The sequence below is a fragment of the Gordonia sp. NPDC003585 genome, from assembly GCF_040610755.1.
Lineage (GTDB): Bacteria > Actinomycetota > Actinomycetes > Mycobacteriales > Mycobacteriaceae > Gordonia.
This window is the reverse complement of record NZ_JBEXMX010000028.1, coordinates 1-25,355: the sequence shown is the minus strand read 5'-3', so window position 1 is coordinate 25,355 and position 25,355 is coordinate 1. Positions and strand designations below refer to the sequence as shown.

Genomic DNA, 25,355 nt, shown 5'->3' with positions numbered 1-25,355 from the left:
ATCTGGAAGAGCGGTGCGTGCGACGTGGAGCGCTGCGGCGCGAGTTCGTCGACAAGCGCCTCGAACGGGATGTCGGCATGGGCGAACGCGTCGAGATCCGTTGCGCGCACCTGACGCATCAGTTCCCCTGCGGTGTCACCGGCCCGATGGTGTGTGCGCAGGACGAGGGTGTTGACGAACATACCGATCAGGTCGTCGGTGCCGGATTGGCCGCGGCCGGCGATCGCCGCTCCGATGGCGACGTCGTCGGTGCGGGCCAGCCGGGACACGGTCGCGGCGAGCGCGGCGTGACACACCATGAACGGGGTGGCCGAATCACGTTGGGCGACCGCGGTGACGCGCGCGCTGCGATCGATGCCCAGATCGAAGGTCAGGACGCCGGGGGTGGGGTCGGCCACCGCGGGTCGGCCACGGTCGGCGGGGAGTTCGGTCACGTCGGGCAGCCCGGCGAGACGCGTCGTCCAGTAGGCCAACTGCGCCCCGAGCACCGACGACGGATCGTCGGCCGCACCGAGCGTCTCCCGCTGCCACAGCGAGTAGTCGGCGTACTGCACGGTGAGTGCGGGCAGCACCGGCGAGTCGTCGGCGACGCCACCGGAGGTGCGCGCGGCGTAGGCGGTGATCACGTCGCGCGCGAGGATCGGCATCGACTCGGCGTCACCGGCGATGTGGTGCAGGACAATGACGAGAACGTGCTCGTCGGCGCCGTCGGTGGCCAGGGCCACCCGGATCGGCAGGTCACCGGTGACGTCGAATCCGCTGCCCGCGAGCGCAATCGCCTCGTCGGCATCGGCACTCTGGTGCCAGACGAGTTCGTCCAGCGCGGTCGGCACGTCGACGATCACCTGCTCCGGGACACCGTCGATCGCCGGGTAACGCGTACGCAGCGACTCGTGCCGGGTGATGGTGTCGGAGATCGCGGCACGCAGAGCGGCCGGATCGAGAGGACCGGTCAGCCGCAACGCGATCGGGATGTTGTAGGCCGGTGACGCGGTGTCGAACTGGTTGACGAACCACATGCGCCGCTGCGCGAAGGACAGTGGGATGTGTTCGGGCCGTGAGCGTGCGGTCAGCGGGGCCGGGCCCGCAGCACTGCCGGAGACGCCGTCGCCCGCGCTCACGACGCGCGCGGCGAGACCTCGGACCGTGGGCGCCTCGAACAGATCACGCACGGTGACGGACACGCCGAACGCCTCGCTCACCCGGGCCGCCACCCGGGTCGCCGACAGCGAGTTGCCGCCGATGTCGAAGAACACCGCGGTGGCGCCCACCTCGTCGAGTCCGAGGACGTCGGCGACGATCGATGCGACGCTTTCCTCGATCGGGCCGTCGGCCACCTCGCCGACCGCCGAGAACGCGAAATCCGGTAGGGGCAGCGCACGCTGGTCGAGCTTGCCGTTCGCCGTGAGCGGCAGCGCGTCGATCGCGACCACCGCGTCGGGGATCATGTAGCCGGGCAGGCTCTTCCCGAGGGCTGCCCGCAGGGCATCGGTATCGAGGTCGGTGCCCGGATCGGCAACCACATGCGCCACCAGCTGCTGCCCGCGGCCCGGTGCCGTCATCACCGTGACCGCAGCGGCGGCGACACCGTCGTGGCGGGTCACTGCAGATTCGATCTCACCCAACTCGACGCGGAAGCCGCGCAGCTGCACCTGGGTGTCTCCGCGTCCGAGGTATTCGATGTCGCCGCGAACCCGCCGGCCCAGATCGCCTGTGCGGTAGAGGCGTTCGCCGGGCACACCCGATGGATCGGCGACGAATCGGGTGGCGCTCAGCGCGGCACGGTTGAGGTAACCCTGCGCCAGTTGCCCACCGGCGACGTAGATCTCGCCGGGAACACCATCGGGTACCGGACGAAGCCGGCGGTCGAGGATCCGGAGGTTCAACGACGAGAGTGGGCGTCCGATGAAGCTCGGGCCGCGCGCGTCGGTGGTGGCGCGAGTCAGCTCGCGGAAGCTGACGTGCACCGTGGTCTCGGTGATGCCGTACATGTTCACCAGGCGCGTCGGCTCGTCCGGGTGGTCGTCGAACCAGCGGCCCACTTGGTCGAAGCTGAGGGCTTCGCCGCCGAAGATGAGGTACCGCAACGAGAGTGGGCCCGGGCGTCGACGACGTGCGTCGGCGAACTGATAGAAGGCCGACGGCGTGAGGTTCAGCACGGTCACGCCCTGTTCGGCGGCCAACGTCAGGAACTCGTCCGGCGATCGCGCGACGTCACGGTCGACCACCACCAACCGCGCACCCGACAGCAGCGGACCCCACATCTCCCACACGGAGAAGTCGAAGGCGTAGGAGTGGAACATCGTCCAGACGTCGTCGGCCCGGAAGTCGTACTCGCTGCGCGCCGCATCCATGAGAGTCACGACGTCGAGATGCGTGATCTCCACGCCCTTGGGGGTTCCCGTCGACCCGGACGTGTAGATCACATACGCGCGGTCGTCGGGGCGGATGTCGACGCGACGCAGGAATCCCGGTACCGCCAGCTCGTCGACGTGCACCACGTCCAGATCGACACCGAGAGCACCGATGGCCGATGCGGTGGAATCGTCGGTGACCACGCAGACGGGTGCGGCGTCGGACACGATGAACTGCAGCCGCTGCGCCGGATTACCGGTGTCCAGCGGCAGATACGCTGCGCCACAGCTCAATACGGCCAGAATGGTGGCGATCAGGTCGGTGTCGCGCGACATCGCGATGCCGACGAGATCGCCCGGACGCACCCCGCGTTGTTGCAGGCTCGCGGCGAGTCGTCGGCGTCGGGCATCCAGCGCGGCATAGTCGACGGTGTGGGCGCCTGCGGTCACGGCGGGCCGTGCCGCGTGCTGGTGGTGAGTCCAGGCGAACAGATCCACCAGGGTCGCAGCGGCATTGACGGTCGAGGTCACCGGTTCGGGAGTCGCCTGCAGGCGGTCGATCTCGGTGGTGGTCAGTATCGGATGGTCGCCGATCGCACGCTGCGGTTCCTCGAGCAGAGCGTGCAGCAAGACTTCGAAACGCCACGCCAGGGCCTCGATCGTCGCCCGCTCGAACAGGTCGGTCGCGTACACGATGTGACCGTCATAACCGCTGATGGCGTCGTGACTGTCCGGTGCGGCGCTGATCACGAACTGCAGGTCCACCTTGGCCGACGGGGCACCGGGCTCGAGCGGCTCGATCCGCAGTGGCCCGGTGGTGGCGTCGCGTCGCTGCTTGTCATCGAAGGTCAGCATCACCTGCGTCAACGGCGCGAACGCTTCCGAGCGCACCGGGTTGACCGCCTCCACGACATGCTCGAACGGCACATCGGCCGCCGAGAACGCGGCCACGTCGACGTCCTTGGCCTGCGCCACCAGGTCGTCGAAGGGCACGTCGGGCTCCACCTGGGTGCGCAACACCAGGGTGTTCACGAACATGCCGACCAGATTGTCGAGGTCGGCTCGGCCGCGGCCCGCGGTCGGGGTGCCGATGGCGATGTCGTCGGAGCCGGTCATCCGCGCCAGCAACACGGCCAGGGCGGCATGGACCACCACGAATTCGGTCGCCCCGTGCCGGCGCGCGACCTCGGTGACCATGGCGCGAACATCGGCACCGACCGCGAAGGCCACCGCGTCGCCGCGCATCGACGCGGCCCGTGGTCGGGGGCGGTCGATGGGGAGGTCGAGCACATCGGGCAGGCCGGACAGCCGATCTGCCCATTCGGAAACCTGCTGGGCGGCAATCGACTCCGGGTCGTCCAGGGCCCCGAGCGCCCGACGCTGCCAGATCGCGTAGTCGGCGTACTGCAGGGGCAGCGGCGGGTAGTCCGGGGCGACACCGAACCGACGCGCCGCATAGGCGGTCAGCACGTCCCGAACCAACGGCAGGAGCGACTCGCCGTCGGCCGCGATGTGATGCGCCACGACCACCAGGACGGCGTCCTCCGGCGCCACCGTGATGAGCCGAACACGCAGCGGCAGGTCGACGGTGACGTCGAAGGGCGCCAGCGTCAGTTCGTTGATCGCGTTCTCGACCGCGCCACCCGCGTGGAGCTGACTCCAGTGCAACGCCGCGATCGCCTCGTCCGCCCGCAGGATGCGCTGATACGCAACACCATCGGTGTCGGCCGGGAAGATCGTCCGCAACGCTTCGTGACGCGCCAGTACATCGCCGAACGCGGCCCGCAGGGCGACATCGTCGATTGCCTCTCCGGTGAGCCGCAACGCGAACGGCACGTTGTAGGCCACCACCGACGCCTGCGAGAACTGGTTGATGAACCACATCCGCTGCTGCGCGAACGACAGCGGTATATGCTCCGGACGCGCCTGTGGGGCAAGGGGTTCGACGTCGGAGGCCCGCGCGTCGCCGACCACTGCGGCGAGCCCGCGGACGGTGGGGGCGGCAAACAGATCGCGCACCGCGACGTCCACGCCCAGGGTCTCCGATACGCGTGCAGTCACCCGTGTCGCGGACAGCGAGTTGCCGCCGAGGTCGAAGAACGACTCCGTGGCACCGACCTCGCTCACGCCGAGGACTTCCGCGAACACGCCCGCGATCGCGATCTCCACCGCACCCACCGGTGCGACGGATTCGGTGACGAGGGCGGTGAGGTCGGGCGCGGGCAAGGCGCGCCGGTCCAGCTTGCCGACCGGGGTCAGCGGCAGGTCGTCGAGCACGGTGATCGACGACGGAACCATGTGCGCGGGAAGCGTATCCACCAGATGGTCACGCAGGTCCTTCGGATCGGCCGCGGTGACCACGTAGGCGGCGAGTGCGGTGACCACCGGTTCGCCGACTCCGATCACCACGGCCTTCTCGACGGCATCGTGCGTGGTCAGTGCCGCTTCGATGTCGCCGAGTTCGATCCGCTGCCCGCGCAACTTGACCTGGAAGTCCGACCGGCCCACGTACTCGACGTCGCCGGTGGACGTCCAGCGCACCACGTCACCGGTGCGATACATCCGGCCCGGTGCGTACGGGTTGGCGACGAACCGTTCGGCGGTCAGCCCCGGACGGTCGTGATATCCGCGGGCCAAGCTGGCACCGGTCAGGTAGAGCTCGCCGTCGACGCCCGGCGGTACCGGCTGCAGACGATCGTCGAGGATCAGTGCCCGGGTGCCGATCATGGTGCGGCCCAAGGTGATCGGATCGCCGGATGCCAGTGCCGCGGTGGTCAGACAGATGATGGTGGCTTCCGTCGGACCGTAGACGTCGTAGACCGACCGGCCAGGAGTGGCCCACCGGGCCAGTTCGGTGGCCGACAGTGCCTCCCCACCCAACAGCAGGTGACGCAACGGCAGCGTGTCCGGCGCCGGGATGGACGCGGCGACACTGGGCACGATGAAGCCGTGGGTCACCTCGTGGCGCAGAATCCAGTCGGCCAGTTCCCGTCCACCGAACACGTGCGGTGGTGCCACCACGAGAGTGCCACCCGCACAGAAGGTGCCGAGCAGTTCCATCATCGCGGCGTCGAAGGCCGGGGAACTCACCCCCAGCCAGCGCGCACCACCGATCGAGTGGTGGTGATCGCGAAGCGTAACAGCCACATTCGCGAGGCCGCGATGACTGACGGTCACGCCCTTGGGCCGGCCGGTGGAGCCGGAGGTGAAGATCATGTACACGGCGTCGTCGGTGGCGATAGCGCGTCCGCGTTCGGCGTCGGTGATCGGCGAGGTCGAATGCACGGCCGTGATACGGCGTCTGGTCTCCCGATCGAGGACGAGCCAATCCAGCAGCGTCGGCATCGATCCGACGCTCGACGGTTCGGTGATACCGATCCGTGCGCCGCTGTCGGCGACGATGCCGGCCACCCGCTCGACGGGGTAGCGCGGATCCACCGGCACGTAGCAGGCTCCGGTCTTGGCCACCGCCCACAGCACCAACTGCTGGACTGCCGATCTCGCCAGGCCGCTGACGATCACCGTGTCGGGCCCGACGCCGCGCGACATCAGTTCGCGCGCGAGCGCATTGCTCTGCTCATCGAGTTCGCGGTAGGTGAACTGCATCTCCGCGTCGACCACCGCAACCGCGGCGGGAACAGCGGCGGCCGCCTCGGCGAGGAACTCGGGCAGCAGGAACGGCGTGGCATCCACCCGGTCCGATGCGGGCAACACCAACGCCCGTTCCTGCGGCAGGAGCAGGTCGACGCCGTCGTGAGCGGCGGCGGGGTCGGCGATCATCGCGTCGAGGACCCTCAGATACCGGGTGGCGAACGTCTCGATCGTCGGCGCATCGAACAGGTCGGTGGCATACACGACCGACAGCGTGCCGCCGGATTGCGTGCCACCTGGGGCCGCACCCAGCGCCACCCCCACCGTCAGATCCACCTTGGCCGAGGCGTTCTCGGTCGCGACGACCTCGACGTGCAGGTCGTCGAGCTTCAGTGCTGTCGGCGCCGTGTCCTCGACGGTCAGCAGCACCTGCGCGAGCGGCGCGAAGGCTTCCGACCGAACGGGATCGAGCAGATCCACCAGGGACTCGAACGGCACATCGGCATGCGCGAAAGCGTCGAGGTCGGTGCGTCGTACCTGCTCGAGGAGCTGGTCGAACCCGCTCCCCGGCTGCAGCGGAGTCCGCAGCACGAGGGTGTTGACGAACATGCCCACCAGGTCGTCGAGCACCCGTTGACCGCGTCCGGCAATGGGACTGCCGATCACGATGTCCGCCGACCCCGACACCCTGCTCAGCAGCACTGCCAACGCGGCATGGCACACCATGAACGGCGTGACCCCGTGTGCGCGGGCCAGTTCGGTGATTCCACGGACGGTGTCCTCGCCGATGTCGAATGTTGCCGCAGCACCGCGCAGGGTCGCCACCGCCGGGCGGGCCCGGTCCGACGGCAGGTCGAGCGCTTCGGGCACACCGTCGAGTTGGTCACGCCAGTAGGAGATCTGTTGACCGAGAACGGAGTCCGCATCGTCCACCGAGCCGAGTTCCCGCTGCTGCCAGATCGCGAAGTCGGCGAACTGCACCTCCAGCGGTGCGAGATCCGGTTCTTCGCCGCGCCCCGACGCCGCGTAGGCGGTGAGCAGGTCACGCGCCAGGACCGGGCCGGACTGGCCGTCGCCGGCGATGTGATGCAGCACGATCACCAGCAGATGCTCTGCGACCCCGCCGACCGTGGTCGACGAGACTCGCACTCGCAGCGGCAGCTCCGAGGTGACGTCGAATCCGCGAGTGGCCGCGGCCATCGCCTCGTCGGCGGAGTCGACGACACGCCAGTCGAGCCGAGCCGAGGCCTCTTGCGGCCCGAGTATCTCCTGGTACCCGACACCGTCCCGATCGGGGAAGACGGTGCGCAGCACTTCGTGTCGCGCCAAGACGGTGTCGAAGCCGGCGCGCAGAGCGTCGACGTCGAGCGGTCCGGTCAGGCGCAGCGCCACCGGGATGTTGTAGGCGGGCGACGCGGGTTCGAACCGGTTGATGAACCACATGCGTTGCTGGGCAAGCGAAAGGGGCACCGCTTCCGGACGCTCGCCCGCGACGATCGGCGTGCGGGCTCCACTGCCGGCGTTGATGCTGCGCGCCAGGTCTCGCACGGTCTCGGCGTCGAAGACGGCCCGGACCGGGAGGTCGGTGTCGAAGGCCTCCCCCACCCGCGCAGCGAGCCGCGCCGCCGACAGCGACGTGCCCCCGAGGTCGAAGAACGATTCGGTGACACTGACCTGCTCGGCGCCGAGGACGTCCGCGAAGATCTCGGCGACCGCTTCCTCGACGGAGTCGGCGGGTGCCACATACTCGGCTTCGGCCGCGAAAACCGGTGCGGGCAGCGACTTACGGTCGAGTTTGCCCGCGGTGTTGAGGGCGATGTCGTCCAGAACCATCCACGCGGTCGGATGCATGTACGACGGCAGCGCCGCCGAGACGGTGTTCTTGACTGCGTCGAGATCGATGTCGGCGTCTGGGGTCGCGCCGGCCAGGTAGGCGACGAGGTGTTCGGCTCCGCCCGGCGCCGTCATCACGGTGGCGGCGGCATGCACCACGCCCGGCGCCGACGCGAGCACCGACTCGATCTCGCCCAACTCGACGCGCTGCCCGCGCAACTTCACCTGGAAATCGGTGCGGCCCAGGTATTCCAGGACACCGTCGCGGCGCCGGCGCACCAGGTCTCCGGTCCGGTACATCCGCTCCCCCGCCGGCCCGAACGGGTTGGCGACAAACCGGTCGGAGGTCAGGTCGGGACGCGCGGCATAGCCCCGGGCCAGCTGCACCCCGCCGAGGTACAGCTCGCCGGGCACACCGTCGGGCACCGGGTGCAGCCGCGAATCCAGCACCAGTGCAGACGAATTCCACATCGGGATGCCGATCGGAACCGTGTCGGCGTCGCGCTCGACGCGCTGATAGGTGATCTCGACCGCCGCCTCGGTGGGGCCGTACAGGTTGTAGAAGGCCACATCGAGCGCGGAGTCCACCTCGCGGGCAAGAGCCGGTGGCAGCGCCTCGCCGGTGGTGTACAGGTAACGCAGCGTGGTCAGCCGGCTCATCCCCGCTTCACCGAGCACCTCGGCGAACACCGACAGCATCGACGGCACGAAGTGGATCGAGGTGACCTGCCGCTGCGCCACCAGCGACGCGAGGTATCGCGGTTCGGCGTGACCGCCCGGGCGCGCGAGGACCATCTGCGCGCCGATCATGAACGGGCCGAACAGCTCCGGTACCGAGCAGTCGAAGGTGTACGGCGTCTTCTGCAGGATGACGTCGTCGGGAGCCCAGCCGAATTCCCGTAGCCCCCACCACAGGCGGTTCAGCACCGCACGGTGACTGAGGGTCACGCCCTTGGGTCGTCCGGTGGACCCGGACGTGAACAGCGTGTACGCCGCGTGGTCGGGGTGCAGGCGCGCGGTCCGCTCCTCGGGTTCGAACGGCGCGGTGTTCAGGTCGGCCTCGCCATTGGCGTCGACGACGTACTCCGTGGCACCCGCCGCGCGAATGGCATCGTGGATCTCGGGTGTCGCCGACCCGTCGGCGGAAATGAGGACGAGCCGCGCACCCGCAGTGGTGATCATGTATTCGGCGCGTTCGGCCGGTGTGGACAGGTCGATGGGCACGTACTGTCCGCCCGCCACGACGATGGCGTGGATCGCGATCATCATCTCGACCGAGCGTGGGATGCACACTCCGACAGCCATGTCGGGCCCCACGCCGGCGGCGACGAGGTCACGGGCGACGCCGGCGACTCGGACCCCGAACTCACGGTGACTCAGTTCCCGGTAGCCGAAGACCACGGCAACACCGTCGGCGTGCACCGGCGCAGTGATGTGATCGGCGAGGGTGCCGGCGACAAGTGTCACGTCGGGTCCCTGCGACTCGGCGCCCAGGCGGTCTCGTTCTGTTGTCGACAGAATGTCGAGATCTCCGGCGAGCGTGTCGAATCCGGTGGTCATGGCGTCGAGGACCCGCAGGTAACGCTCGATCAGCTCACCCGCGGTGGGATCGTCGAACAGGTCTGTCGCATAAGACAACTGGCCGGTCCAGCCGTGGTGTCCGGTCGGATCGGGGCCGAGGACGAAGGTGAGATCGGTCTGGACGGTGGCGGTATCCGACTCGAGTTGCTCGACGACGAGGCCGCCGGGCAGTTCCGCGGTGGCCCGCTCGAAGTTCTGGAAGGCGAGCTGCACACAGAACAGCGGCGTGTGTGCCTCCGACCGCACCGGGGCCAGTGCCTGCACCAGATACTCGAACGGCACATCGGCGTGATCGAGCGCCTCGGTGTCGACTTTCCGCACCGCGCCGAGTAGTTCGCGGACCGTGGTGGTCGGCTCGACCTCGGTGCGCAGGACGAGGGTGTTGACGAACATGCCGACCATCCCGGCAGTGACCGGGTCGGCGCGTCCGGCGGTGGGCGTGCCGATCGCGATGTCGGTGGACCCGGACACCCGCGACAGGAGGAGCGCCAGTGCCGCGTGGGCGAACTGGAAGTCCGTGACACCGGCGGCCTGGGCCTGTGCGCGGACGCGTTCGACGAGGTCGGCGCCGACGTCGAAGGTGCGGGTGGCGCCGCGCATGGTGGCGACCGGCGGGCGCGGACGATCGGTGGGCAGATCGAGAACATCGGGCAGTCCGGCCAGTCGGTCCAGCCAGTACTTCTGCTGGGTGGCCAGCTCCGACGACGGGTCGTCGAGCTCGCCGAAGCGTTCGCGCTGCGCCACCGCGACGTCGGCGAACTGTCGTGGCAACGGCGCCCAGTCGGGTGCGGCGCCATCGACGCGAGCGGTGTAGGCAGCGACCAGATCGGCGGCGAGCGGCGCGAACGACGCTCCGTCCGACGCGATGTGATGCATGACGACGCCCAGGATGTGCTCGGTCGCGCCGGTGTCACCCGAGGTGCGGAACAGCGCGCTGCGCACCGGTATCTGGGTGGCCACGTCGAACGGCTGGGCGACGAAAGTGCCGATGGTTGCCGCGAGTTCATCGGGCGCGACGTCGGTGACCTGCATGCCGGCGTCGGCGAGAGCTGTCTCGGCGGGAACGACCTCCTGGCGCGGACGCCCGTCGGTCGACGGATACCGGGTCCGCAGCACCTCGTGCCGTTCGAGCACATCGCCGACCGCGGCGCGCATCGCCTCGACGTCGAGTGGCCCGACGAGACGCAACGCGAACGGAAGGTTGAAGGCCGCCGAGCCACGGTCGAACTGGTTGAGGAACCACATCCGCTGCTGCGCAAGCGACAGTGGAAGAATGTCGGGGCGAGGTTGCACGGAATCGGACATCACCTCTCTCGCAGCGTCGTGCGGAGCTGTGAGGACGGGCAGAACCGCGGCCAGTGCGGCGGGTGACGGTGCCTCGAACAGGGTTCGGACCCCCACCCGACTGCCGGTGAGGGCGCTCAATCGCCCGGACAGTTGGGTCGCCGACAGCGAGTTGCCACCGAGGGCAAAGAAGTCGTCGTCGGCCCCGACGCGGGTCACCCCGAGCAGTTCCGCGAAAAGCTCGGCGACCGCGGTCTCGGCACCGGGCGCGGGCGCACGGTACTCGTCCTGCGCGCCGAACTCCGGATCGGGCAATGCCTTTCGATCGAGCTTGCCCGCGGTGTTGAGTGTCACGTCGGCCAGCGGCACCCACAGCGACGGCCGCATGTACTCAGGGAGCGCCTGGGCCACCGTCTGTTTCACGACATCCGTCGCCACACCGGACGGCGCGAAGTAGCCGACGAGATGCTCCGTCCCACCGGGGCCGGCCACCACGGTCGCCGCCGCATGCACGACTCCGGGACTGGCGGCGATCGCCGATTCGATCTCCCCGAGTTCGATCCGCTGACCGCGCAGCTTCACCTGGAAGTCGGTGCGGCCCAGATACTCCAGCGTCGGATCGGGCCCCGGCAACCACCGGACGAGATCGCCGGTGCGGTAGAGCCGTCCGCCCGGTTCACCGAACGGGTTGGCGACAAATCGCTCGGCACTCAGATCGGGGCGCGCCGCATAGCCTCGCGCCAACTGCACACCGCCGACATACAACTCGCCGGGCATACCCGGGCCGACGAGGCGCAATCGCTCGTCGAGCACGTAGGCGGTCGAATTCCACACCGGCACACCGATCGGGACCACGGACTCGTCACCGGCCAGCTTGGCGTAGGTGATCTCGACAGCCGCCTCGGTGGGACCGTACAGGTTGTAGAACTCCGCTCCCGGGATCAACTCGTGCGTACGGGCCGCAACAGCCGGCGGCAGTGCCTCACCGGTGGTCGACACATACCGCAGTGTGTCCAGCCCGTCGACGAGCCCCGGCACACCACCGACGACGTCGTTGAACACCGCCAGCATCGACGGCACGAAATGCACCGAGGTGGCCCGGGTCTCGGCGACCAGCTCGGCCAGATAGATCGGGTCGGCATGCCCGCCGGGCCGAGCGATCACCAGGGTGGCGCCCACCATCAGCGGCGCGAACAACTCGGTGACCGAACAGTCGAAGGTGTACGGGGTCTTCTGGATCACCACATCTGCGTGGCCCCAGCGCAGTTCGGACAGACCCCAGCGCAGGCGGTTCACCACGGCATCGTGCGGCAGCGTCACACCCTTGGGGCGTCCGGTGGATCCCGAGGTGAACAGGGTGTAGGCCGCATTCGACAGGTCTAGCGGCGAGTGTCGTTGCGCGTCGGTCACACTCGTGGCCGTCACCTCGAGCGGGGCACTCGCGTCGATCGTCAGTGTCCGCGCGGACGTGGACCGCAGCGCCGGTTCGTCGGCCATCACCAGGGCCAGTTCGACGCCCGCGGTGTCGAACATGTACTGCGTCCGGTCCGCCGGGGTCTCGGTGTCGACCGGGACGTACTGGCCACCCGCGGCGACGACCGCGTGGATGGCGACGAGCATCTCCACCGACCGGGGCAGGCAGAGCGCGACGGGAACGTCCGGACCCACGCCCTCGGCAATCAGGGTATGAGCAAGTGCGGCAACACGATCGCCGAACTCGCGGTAGGTGACCTGGCGGTCGCCGAAACGTAGTGCGATGGCGTCCGGGGTTCGGAGAACTTGCGCCGCAACCGCATCCGCAAGATTCTCGGCGACCCAGGCCGAGTCGGTCCGATCCGCACCGCGTGCGACGGTGAGTACCGCGTCACGCGCGGCCGGGGTGAGGATGTCGATGTCGCCCAGTGCCCGGTCGGGATCGGCGATGAGTTCACCGACGATGCGTTCGTAGGTGGCCGCGAACTCATCGATCTGTGCCGCACCGAATTCCGACGGCAGATACTTCAGCGTGACCGTGATGTCGTCGCCGGTCGGCGCGGTGTAGAGATTCAGCGGGTAGTGCGTGGCGTCGTACATGCCGACGTCACAAATGCGCAGTGCGCCGCCACCGGCATCCGCACCGGCCAGGCCCTCGGCATCGATCGGGTACGACTCGTGAAGGGTCAGAGTGTCGAACAGCGTCCCGTGGCCGAGGATCTGTCCGATCTCGGCGAGACTGACGTGCTGGTGGTCGAGCACCGTGACCTTGTCGGCCTGCATCCTGGCCAGCACCTCACCCACCGTGGCCACCGGGTCGACGTCTACCGCGACCGGCAGGGTGTTGATGAACAGACCCACCATGGATTCCACGCCGTCGAGATCAGCGGGACGGCCCGCCACCGTCTCGCCGAAGCACACCACCCGGTTGCCGGTCAGTCGCGACAGGAACACCGCCCACGCGGCCTGCAGAATGGTGCTGACGGTGACCTGCTGCGTGCGCGCGAACGTGCCCATGCGGCCGGTCAGCTCCGGACCCAACCGGGTGGCCAGCTGTGTCGGCATCGCATCCGGTTGTGCCACACCGGTTCCGGTGCCCACGAGGGTCGGTCCGTCGAGCTGCGCGAGCACCGACCGCCACGCAGCGAGGCTCTCGTCGCGATCGACCTCGGAGATGCGCGCGAGATACGCCGCGTAGTCGGTGGCCGAATCCGCCACCGGCGTACCGGTGTACCGCGCCAGCAGTTCGGCGAGCACGATCGGGCCCGACCAGCCGTCGTAGAGGATGTGGTGGTTGGTGACCACCAGACTGTCGGAATCGGGTGTGCGTACCAGGACGAACCGGACCAGCGGCGGCGCACCGAGATCGAATGGTTGCGCCCGCTCGGCGGCAGCGATGGCGTCGACGTCGGCATCTTCGACGACCCGCCACGGCACGGCCACGCTCGGCGGTACCACCGCGACCACCGCACCGCTGTCGGTGCGGACGTAGCCGGTGCGCAGCACGCGACGCGCGCCGAAGAGTTCGCCGACCGCGGTGCGCAGTCGTCCGGCGTCGACGGTCGACTCGAATCGCAGGACGGTCTGCGTCGTGTACACATCGACGTCGGATTCGGCGATCTCGTGCTGGAAGTAGAAGCCCTGCTGCAGCGGTGACAGCGCCCAGATGTCGGCGCCCGGGTGGGTGCCGGCGAGGTCGTCGAGGTCGGCCTGCGTCACCGTCGAACCCGGCACATCCGACGGGCTGAGCCCCACGTCGCCGTCGGCAGCGACCTGCGCGGCCACCGCGGCGAGTTCGGCGAGCCACCGCTGCGCGATGCCGGCGGTGGCGTCATCGTCGAGCAGGGCGCGAGCGTTGGCGAAGTCCGCCCGCAGCTCCCGGCCGCCGTCGACCGGAACGGTACTGACGTTGACGGCAAGAACATTGGCGGCGGTCATCGCGCCGGATATGGTGGCGGGCAGCGTCGGGCCGTCGGCGACGGGTAGCAGTGCGTCGGAAGGCGGTGTCTCGCCCGGGGATCCGGTTCGCCCGGCACCGAGGAAGTTGAAACCGATCGACGGCAGCGGCCGGTTGGCGAGGTCACGGTCTGGGGATTCGGCCGAGTAGCGCAGGATGCCGAATCCGGCCCCGCCGTCGGGTTGTGCGCGGAGTTCTTCCTTGGCCGCCTTGACCGCGTGGACCATGTCGGCCGCCGGGTCGAGGACGACCGGCGCGATGGTGGTGAACCATCCGATGGTGCGGGTGAGGTCGGCGCGGTCACTCACGATGTCGTCGTCGCGCCCGTGACCCTCGAGCAGCACGGCGAGGCGCGCAGTGTTGTCCGAACCACCCCGCACCGCGCGTGCCAGCGCGGCGAGCATGACCTCGGTGACGCCGGTACCGAAGGCCGCGGCCACCGGTCCGAGGATCGCGTCGGTCAGCTCTGTCGGCACCACCACCGACGTGGAACCGTTCTCGCGCAATCGGTCTCGGATCGGATCGAGTGCCCCGAAATCCGGTGCCACCGGCAGCCGCTCGCGCCAGTACTCGGCCTCGGCGCGGGCGCGCGACGCCGCCTGCGCCGACAGGTCCGTGTACCACGCACGGACGGAAGTGGTCTCGGCACGCAGTTCGATCGGCCGGCCCGCCGTGTGCTGGGCCCATGCGGTGGCGAGGTCTTCGATGAGGATGGGCCAGGACACCACGTCGACGCCGAGGTGGTGAACGGCCAGGACGATGCGTCCGGCGGCGGTACCCGCGGACTCCTGCCCTTCGACGAGGGCAGCGGAGATCAGCTGCCCGGCAGCGGGATTCAGCCACGCCAAAGCTTCTGCATGCGTTGCCCGGATCGCGTCGTCGAACTCGGGCGTGCCGGGAGCGCTGGGGGTCGGTGCCACCGACACCCGGACCGCGGCGGCGGCCGGCACGGCACCGGTGGTGTAGGTGGCCGGATCTCCGGGGGACAGCGTCGCGCGGAGCGCGGGATGCCGGTCCGCGACCGCGGTGAGCACGGCACCGAGGCTCTCGGCGTTCACGCCGCTGGGCGCGGCCAGCACGATCGACTGCGAGAAGTCGGCGTAATCGTCTGGTGTCGTGGACTTCTCCAGCATCCAGCCGACGATCGGCGGCAGCGGCACTGCACCGCTCGCTCCGCCCTCCGGTTCGGCGAGCAGTGGCGTCGAGTCGCCGGATGCCGCCGCCTGCGCCATCGCTCGGACGGTTCGGTAGGCGAAGATGTCCTTCGGCGAGAGGGTCAGACCGATCGTCTTGGCCGCCGACGACAGCTGGATCGACATGATCGAGTCGCCGCCGAGCGCGAAGAACGACTCGGTGACGCTGACCTGTTCAGCGCCGAGGAGTCCGGCGACGATCTCGGCGAGTTGGCGTTCGGTTTCGGTGTCGGGCGCGACGAACTCTGCCTCCACCTCGCCATCCGGTGCGGGCAGTGCGTCGCGGTCGAGCTTGCCCGACGGTGTCAGCGGCAGTTCGGCGATCGTGATCAGCGCTGCGGGCACCATGTGCGCGGCGAGCCGTGTCGAGGCGGCGGCACTCACCTCGCCGGTATCCACATCACCGTGAGGGACAACGAGATAAGCGATCAGGCGGGTACGTCCACCCGCACCCTCGTCACCGAGCACCACCGCTTGGGTGACGCCGGGCTGCTCGGCGAGGACGGCCTCGATCTCGCCGAGTTCCACACGCTGACCGTTGATCTTGACCTGATGATCGGACCGGCCGGCGAACTCCAGATCGCCGGCCGCGGTACGGCGGACGAGGTCACCCGTCGCGTACAACCGGGACCCGTCGGCCCCGAACGGATTGGCCACGAAGCTCGTCGCGGTCAGCCCGGGCTTGCCGAGGTAGCCACGCGCCAGGCCGTCCGCGGCGAGGTAGAGTTCGCCGACCACACCGTGGGGCACCTCGTGCAAACGGGCGTCGAGCACGTACGCGGCAAAGCCGCCGATCGGCCGTCCGATGGAGATCGGCTTGTCGGGCAGCATCCGCGCCCGCGTCGCCCAGACCGTGGTCTCCGACGGCCCGTAGAAGTTGAAGAGCCGGCGACCGCGGGCAACCCATCGGGACACCAGTTCGGGCGGGCAGGCCTCACCGGCGGTGGCCAGCGTCCGCACCGCAGGCGCGCGGTCGGGATCGACAGTGGCCAGCACCGACGGTGTGATGACGAGGTCGGTCACCTCGTCGCGTTCGAGGATCTCCGCCAGAGCGTCGCCCGCATAATCGGATTGCGGTGCGATGACCAGGGTGTGCCCGGCCGCGATGGCCCAGATCATCTCGAAGAACGCGGCGTCGAAACTCGGTGACGCGACGTGCAGGATGCGGGTGTCCGGATCGTCGTCGCGCGCGCCGGTGACCGCGCGGTGAGCAGCCACGAGATCGGCGATGCCCGCGTTGGCCACACCCACCGCCTTGGGCCGGCCGGTGGAGCCCGACGTGTAGATCAGGTAGGCGAGGTTGGCGAGTCGGACCGACCCACGACGCTCCTCCGCTCGCAGTTGCGCGCCGTCGTGCTCGGCATCGAGCAGATCGTCGAGGGCGAGCCACTCACAACCCGAGTCGCCCAGCCGTTCTCGCGTACCGGCATCGGTGATCCCGACTCGCGCACCGGAATCGGAAAGCATGTAGGCGATGCGGTCGTCGGGGTAGGCCGGGTCGATCGGGAGGTAGGCGGCGCCGGACTTGATGACGCCCCACACCGCAACCACCGAGACGATGGAGCGTTCGAGCCCGACCGCGACCACGTCGTCGGGCGAGACGCCGCGCGCGATCAGTGCGCGGGCAACCCGATTGGTGCGGGCTTCGAACTCCGCGTAGTCGATGGTGTCGCCGGCGCAGATGAGCGCCGGATGGGTGGGGTCGAGGTCGCGTTCGGCCAGGATCGAGACCAGGGTGCCGGCTTCCGACGTACCGCCGCGGGCGGTGACGCGGCGCTCATCGCTCGGGCGCACCGTTGCCGGACCGGCGGAGCCGACGATGTCGATGTCGCCCACCGCGATCGCCGGGTCGGTGACCATCGCGACGATCACCCGCAACCACACGTCGGCGAGGCGCCGGATCGTCGGCTCGTCGAACAGTGCCGTCGCGTAGGAGAATTCGACGTCGACCGTCTCACCCTCGTGCACGCTGACGGTGAGGTCGACCTTCTCCTCCGCGACATCGAGGTCCACCGGCTCCACCACCACACCGGCGGCCGCGAGGTCGATGGGGCCGCCCGTGTCGAGGTCGCCGACGGTATGTGTCAGCGCGATCTGGAACAGCGGTGCGTGTGCGGTCGATCGCTGCGGCGCAAGCCTTTCCACGAGCTGCTCGAAGTGGACGTCGGCGTGGGCGAACGCATCGACGTCGATCGAGCGTATCCCGGCGAGCAGCTCGGCGACGGGCATACCCGGGTCGATCTCGGTCCGCAGGATCAGGGTGTTGACGAACATCCCGACGAGATCGGCGAGGGCGACGTCGTCGCGGCCGGCGATGGGAGCACCGATCACCACATCGGTGGTCGCCGCGAGTCGGGCGACGGTCACCGCCAGTGCCGCATGCCATCCCATGAAGGCGGTCGCACCTTCACGTGTCACCACCTCCCGCAGGCCGGTGACGAGTTCGGGGTCCACCGTGATCCGCAAACGGCCCGCCGCCGGATCGAGGACGGCAGGACGCGGTCGGTCCATCGGCAGATCGGTCACGGCCGGAAGCCCGGCGAGATGGTCTGTCCAGTAGGCGAGTTGCCGCCCGAGTTCGCTGTGCGGGTCGGTGACGTCGCCCAGCTCGGTCAGCTGCCACAACGCGTAATCCGCGTACTGCACGTCCAATTCCGGCAGCACCGGCCCGCTGCGGTCGGGGTCGGCGACACGAGCTGCGTAGGCGGTGAGGAGATCGCGTAGGAAAACCCCGGTCGATTGGCCGTCGAAGGCGATGTGGTGCAGCACGATGAGCACGTCGAGGTGATCGTCCACGCCTGCCTGCACATCGTCGGCCGCGTGTACCCGGACCCGTAGCGGGAGCTCGGATGCCACGTCGAACCCGCCGGTCGCCGCGTCGAGAAGGGCCTGACGTGAGCCAACCTGGACCCAATCGAGCTGTGCCCGCGCATCGTCGGCGTCGAGGATGTCCTGGTAGGGACCGGAGTCGTCGGACGGGTAGCGGGTGCGCAGCACCTCGTGACGGGCGACGACATCGCCCACTGCCATGCGCAGGATGTCGAGGTCGACCTCACCACGAAGCCGCACCGGCAGCGGGATGTTGTAGGCACTCGACGACACGTCGAACTGGTTCAGGAACCACATGCGACGCTGGGTCGCCGACAGCGGGATCCGAGCCGGCCGCGGCCGAGCGGTCAGCGGCGAACTCGACACCGCGGCAGCGTCGTCGAGCAGCGCGGCGAGTTCGCGGACCGACGGCGCGTCGAAGATGTCGCGGACCGACAGCTGTCGTCGGAGGCGGTCGCGCAACTGTGCGGCGACCTTGGTCGCCGACAACGAACTGCCACCCAGTTCGAAGTACGATGTGGTGACATCCACCGCAGGTACCGACAGCTCGTTCGAGAAGACCTCGGCGACAACGGCTTCCATCTCACCCACGGGTTCGGCGCGCGGACCGTCGGCGACGAGGACCGGTGCGGGCAACGCCCGCTTGTTCACCTTCCCCGACGGCAGCAGCGGCAGTCGCTGCAGATGGGTGAAGCTCGCCGGCACCATGTAGTCGGGCATCGTGCGGCGCAGCGCGGCCCGCAGATCCGCGGTGTCGATCTCGCTTGCACCCGAGTAGTAGGCGGCCAGCGACGTCGCGACCGAACCGCCGACGCCGACGACCACCGCGGCATCGACCCCGTCGATGCCGCCGAGCGCCGATTCGATCTCCCCCAGCTCGATACGCAGACCACGAAGCTTCACCTGGTCGTCGGCACGCCCGGCGTATTCGAGGACGTATCCGTCGGACTCGGTGGACCGCCAGCGCACCAGGTCCCCGGTGCGGTACATTCGCTCGCCCGGCGAACCGAACGGGTTGGCGACGAACCGTTCGGAGGTCAGCGCCATCCGACGCACGTATCCGCGGGCCAGCGCCGGGCCCGCCGCATACAGTTCACCGACGGCACCGACGGCCACCGGGTTGAGCCGCGCGTTGAGCACCAGCAGTTGGACTCCCGGCAGCGGCGTGCCGAGCCGCACCGGTTCTCCGACCTTCAGGGGTTCGCTGATCGTCACCGCCACCGACGCCTCGGTCGGCCCGTATCCGTTGAACATCGGTACGCGCGAGGCCCATTCGTCGCGCAGCGACGCCGAGAGCGCCTCGCCGCCGGTCAGCAACGCGCGCCATGTCCCGGCGGGCACCGGGTCCATGGTGGCCAGGACACTCGGGGTCAGGAAGACGTGCGTGAGTCGTGAGCGCAGCAGGAACTCCCGCAGCTCCGGCCCGCCGATCATCTCCTCCGGGCGGATCACCACGGTGCCGCCGCCGAGGAGGCCGAGCAGCAGTTCCAGCACAGACGCGTCGAAACTCGGTGAGGCGAAGTGCAATACGCGACTGTGCTCGTCGGCGCCGGCCCGCGCGAAGGCCGCCACGCCGTAGTTGCGCACACCGCGATGGGTCACGGCGACGCCCTTGGGCAGGCCCGTGGTGCCCGAGGTGTAGATGACGTAGGCGATGTCCTTGCCCAGGATGGGCCGCACCCGTTCGGCGTTCTGGATGGGGCCGGAAGCGAATGCCTGCCAGAGGTTCTCGGTGTCCGGGTCGTCGATCGTCAGCCACCTCATCGCACCCGCCGCGGGTAGGTCGGGGGCGGCGGAGGTGGTGAGACCGATCAGCGCCCGCGAATCGGTCACGATGTGCACGATGCGGTCCTGCGGATAGGCGGGATCGACCGGGACGTATCCGGCCCCGGACTTGATCACCGCGATCATCGCGGTGACCTCCTCGATGCTGCGCGGCATGCCGATCGCCACCAAGGTGTCCGGTCCGGCGCCCTGCGACATCAGGAACCGTGCCAACTGCGATGCTCGTTGGTCGAGTTCGCGATAGGTGATGCGACGCTCGCCCGATTCGATCGCGATGGCATCGCCCCGAATGCCGGCGACCGTGCTCATCGAGCCGGCGATCGTGCCCGCCCCCGCTCCCGGGCCGGTGGTGGCCGGTACGAGTTCGGCGCGCGCGACCGGGTCGAGGACCTCGACGGAGCCGATCGCCATGTCCGGGTGACGGACCAGCGCGCCGAGCATCCGGACGTAGAGGTCGGCGAATCGGCCGATGGTCTCCGGTTCGTACAGATCGGTCGCGTAGGTGATCCGGCCCCGCACATCCGTGGAGAGGTCGGCGGCATCGAGGGTGACCGCAAGATCGACGCGGGACACCGAGACGCCCACATCGTAGGATTCCACCACCACGCCGGCGTCGTCGAGTGCGGCGACGGCCGCGGTGTCCGACACCTCACCGAAGGACAGCAGGATCTGGGTGAGCGGTGCGGCGGCCTCGGTCCGGGGCGGATTCAGCGCCTCCACAACCGATTCGAAGGGTACATCGGCGTGAGCGAAGGCGTCGAGATCGGTGGTGCGCACCGTGTCGAGCAGGGTCGCGAACCGTTCGTCGCCCGCAACGTCGGTACGCAGCACCAGGGTGTTGACGAACATGCCGATCAGATCGTCGATCTCGGCCCGTCCACGCCCGGCGATGGGTGTGCCGATAGCGATGTCGCTCTCCCCCGACACGGTGGCCAGTGCGGCGGCCAGCGCGGCGTGAGCGATCATGAACGGTGTCATGGCGCGCGCCCGCGCCAATTCCGCGACGGCGGTGGTGATGTCGGCGGGGATCGTGAATCCGAGGTCGGCCCCGGCGCCGGACGCGACCGGAGGGCGTGGGCGGTCGGTCGGCACCTCGACGATGTCGGGCAGGCCGGCGAGTTGTCCACGCCAGTAATCCAATTGACCGGCGACCGTCGAGTTCACCGCGTCGATCGAGCCCAGGTGCTGTTGCTGCCACAGTGCGTAGTCCGCGACCTGAACGGGCAGGTCGGGAAAGTCTGGTTGCCCACCGGCGACCCGGGCGCGGTAGGCCGCGATCAGGTCACCGACCAAGGGACGCAACGACTCTCCGTCTGCGGCAATGTGGTGCAGGGCCACCAGCACCACCGTCGAATCGGCGTCCGGGGACCACAACCGGACCCGGATGGGCAGGTCCGCGGTGACGTCGAAGCCCGCGGTGGCGGCAGCGTAAAGAGCTTCCGCGCTGTCGACGACGGCCCAGTTCAGTGCGGCGCGCGCCGCCTCTACCGCGGTGACCTGCTGCTGCGGCACACCGTTCACCTCGGGGAAGACGGTGCGCAGCACCTCGTGCCGAGCCATCACGTCGCCCACGGCGGCGCGCAGTGCGTCGGAATCGACGGGCCCGACCAGGCGCAACGCGAGCGGCAGGTTGTAGGCGGGCGAATCGGGATCGAAGCGGTTGATGAACCACATGCGCTGCTGGGCGAAGGTCAGCGGTATCGGGGTCGGCCGTGGCCGTACCGGCACCACCGGAGGCACTGCGGCAGAGTCGGATTCACCGATCCGCGCAACCAGCGACCGCACTGTCGGCGCGTCGAACAGGTCGCGGACGCTGACCTCGGTGTCCAGCGCCGACGACAACCGGGCCACCGCCCGCGTCGCCGACAGCGAGGTGCCGCCGAGTAGGAAGAAGGACTCGGTGACGCCGACCCGGTCGACACCGAGGACCTCGGCGAACACCGCCGCGGCTGTTTCCTCCGCGGCGGAGGACGGAGCGACGTAGGCGTCCGTATGCATGGGTGCCGGTGCGGGCAGAGCAGCGCGATCGAGCTTGCCGACCGGAGTCAGCGGAAGTTCGGCAATGGCGGTGATGCTCGCGGGAACCATGTGTCCCGGCAGTCGTGTTGCGAGTCGTTCCGCCATGGCGGCGGCGTCGAAATCGTCCGTCGTGTGCCCGTAGCCCACCGGGACCACGTATGCGGCCAATGCGCTGACCACCCCGACACCGGTGGGCACGAGTTCGCCGTCCGCGTCGAGTCCGACCACGACTGCGGCTGCCACACCGACGTCGTCGGCCAGCGCCGCTTCGATCTCGCCGAGCTCGATGCGCAGACCACGCATCTTGATCTGGTCGTCGTTGCGGCCGGCGTAGGAGACCACCGGACGGCCGTCACCGGCCGGCACCCAGCGCACGACGTCGCCGGTCCGGTACATCCGATCACCGGGTGCACCAAAAGGATTCGCGACGAAACGATCGGCGGTCAGACCGGGCCGGTCGAGGTAGCCGCGCGACAGTCCGCGTCCGGCGACGTAGAGTTCGCCGCGGAAGCCCCACGGTACCGGGCGCAGCCGGTCGTCGAGGACGAGCAGGTCGACACCGTCGATCGGACCGCCGGTCGTCATCTTCTCGCCGAGGACCATCGGGCCGCTGATGGTGATGCCGATGGTGGTCTCGGTGGGGCCGTACAGGTTCTGCAGGCGATGTCCGGCGGCCACCCACTGATCGCGAAGTACCTCCGGTACCGCCTCACCGCCGACGTAGAGGGTCTTCAGCGAGGGCCACGCGCCCGGTTCCAGCGACGCGAGCACAGAGGGCGTGAGGAAGCCGTGTGTGATGGCCTCGCGCGTGATCAACTCGGCGAGTTCGGTTCCGCCGACGGCCGTCGACGACCGATACACGAGTCGTCCACCGGACAGGGTGGCCAGCAGGTACTCGAGCACGGAGGCATCGAAACTCGGCGACGCGAATCCCAGCACGTGCGCACCGGAGCCGGCCTGCAGGTCGGCACGGCGCATTTCCTCGATCCCGAAGTTGCGCAGGCCACGGTGGGACACAACCACACCCTTGGGCCGCCCGGTGGATCCGGAGGTGTAGATGATGTAGGCGGTGTTCTCGACCAGGGTGGTCGGCAGTTCGGTTGCGGACAAGGCCGTATCGGAGTGGCCGCGGACCTCGTCGAGGAACTCTGGCGAATCGACACGCAGCCACTGCCATCCGCGATCGGGGAGTTCGCCCGCCGACCTCCGGGTCAGTCCGATGCTCGCCCCGGAGTCCTCGATCATATGCGCGACGCGTTGTGCGGGGTACTCCGGATCGATGGGTACGTAACCGGCGCCGGTCTTGGCGACCGCCCAGATCGCGGTCAGGAGATCGATCGACCGCGGCAATGCCAGGGCGACAAGGACCTCTGGCCCCACTCCGCGGTCGAGAAGGTACCGCGCCAGTCGATTCGACGCCGCGTCGAGTGCGCGATAGGTCAGCGACGACCCTTCGGCGACGACAGCGACCGCGTCGCCGAATCTCGTTGCCGAGTCGGCGAAGATCTCACGCAGCAGCACCGGGGCGTGCCCGGGTTCCCGGCCCACCGGGGTCAGGTCACCGACGTCGCGCCCACCGCCGGGTGGGAGTTCGCCGACCGTGCCGGCAGAACCGTCGACGACCGCGGTCAGCACGGCTGCGACGGTCTCGAGGATCGATCGGGCCACCGTCGCGTCGAAGGCGGCCGGCAGGTACTTCAGATTCAGCGAGACGTCCTCGCCCGCCGACGGATCACCGGGCGAACGAACCGGTGCGGCGACCAGGGTCAACGGGTAGTGGGTGGCGTCCGAGAACTGCACTCCGGCGATGTCGACTCCGATGGCCGCTCCCGTACCGGACACCGCGTCGGCATCGACCGGATAGGACTCGTACACGGTCAGCGTGTCGAAGAGTTCCTGTTGGCCGACACTCGATGCGATGGCGGGCAACGTCAGGTGCTGGTGATCGAGCACGGCGGTCTTGACGGCGGCCAGGCCGGCGACGGCCGTGAGGACGGTGCCGTCGTCATCGAGAGTGAGTGCCACCGGGACGGTGTTGATGAACAGGCCGACCATCTGCTCGACCCCGGTTATCTCTGCGGGTCGTCCCGACACCGTCTCACCGAACACCACGGTTGCACTGCCGGTGAGGCGGGAAAGCACCACACCCCAGGCGAATTGGATGATGGTCGGCACGGTCAGTTCGTGTTCCCGCACGAACCGCTCCAGGGCCACCGCGGTCGTCGGCCCCAGGAGATGGCTGATCTCAAGCGCGGGTTGCCCGGCCGTCGGCATCTCACCGCGCCCGACCAGCGTCGGTCCCGTGACATCGGCGAGAACAGTGCGCCACGCCGCGATGCCGGCCTCGACGTCGCGGTCGGCCACCCACGTCAGATAGTCGCCGTAGTCACGGTCGGGAACCGGAAGTCGTCCGTTGTCGTGGTAGGCCGCAAAGAGGCCCGCGAGCAGCAGCGGTGACGACCATCCATCGGCGATGAGGTGATGGTTGGTCACCACCAGTCGATATCGGGCCCCGGGCAGCGTGACCAGTACGAATCGAACCAGCGGCGGCGCGGACAGATCGAAACTCGTGCGCTGCTCCGCCGCGGCGATCCCGTCGGCACGACGCTGCGCCTGATCGACCGGGAGATCGGCGAGATCCGCGGTACGCCAGCCTGGTTCGGCCTCGGGAACGACGACGGCGAGGCCGTGTCCCTCGTCGGTACGCAGAAAGCCGGAGCGCAACGCGCCGTGCGCGGACACCAGCGCCGCGGCGGCGGCATGCATCCGTTCCGCATCGAGGTCACCCGAGAGCTCGATCACCGCCTGCATCACATACGGGTCGATCACCTCGTCGTCGGATGTGGCCGTGTCGGGCGCGGCCGCGCCGGGTGCGAGTCGTCCGATCAGCTCGGTCTGGAAGAACAACCCCTGCTGCAGGGGCGAGAGAGCCCACAGCCCCGCACCCGGGTATCGCGCGATCACCGCGTCGATCTCGTTCTGCGACAACTCGGTTCCCGGAATATCCGACGGGCTCGGGCCCGGATCGCCGACGGCTTGGACGTGCTCGGCCACCTCCGCGAGTACATCGCCGATCTCGGTGCCCAGGGCGGACAGCGCCGCGGTGTCGAGCACCGCCGGCGCCGCGGCGAGGTCGATGTCGAATCGTCGGCCCGCTGCTGATGTCCCGGCGCCGACGGTGTTGATGTTCCCGATGGTGTTGATGTTCACGGTCAGCGCCGGTGCGTTCATCGCGCCGCGGACCGACCCAGGCAGGCGTGGCGCGTCGGCGACCGGCGCGTAGGCGACGTCCTCGGCATTCGCGGCTGCCGAAGCGGTGTGCGGTCTGGGGCGCGACGCCGCACCCGCCCCGAGATAGTTGAACACGATCGGCGGCAGCGGCAACCGCGCCAACGGCGAGTCCGCCAGATTCCAGCGCAGCGCCCCGAAGGCGATCCCGTCGTCGGGACGCCCGGC

General features: G+C 69.1%; 1 protein-coding gene (running past one end of the window). It reads right to left on the bottom strand.

Translation table 11 applies throughout. From position 1 onward, the window contains the following. Positions 1 to 25,292, bottom strand: the 5' portion of a protein-coding gene (locus tag ABZW74_RS09880) for a non-ribosomal peptide synthase/polyketide synthase (protein ID WP_355275936.1). The gene continues 3,040 nt to the left of window position 1, outside the view; 25,292 of the gene's 28,332 nt are visible here — the first part of the coding sequence; it begins with the start codon at positions 25,290 to 25,292; the stop codon falls past the left edge of the window. Positions 25,293 to 25,355: the final 63 nt, after the last annotated feature.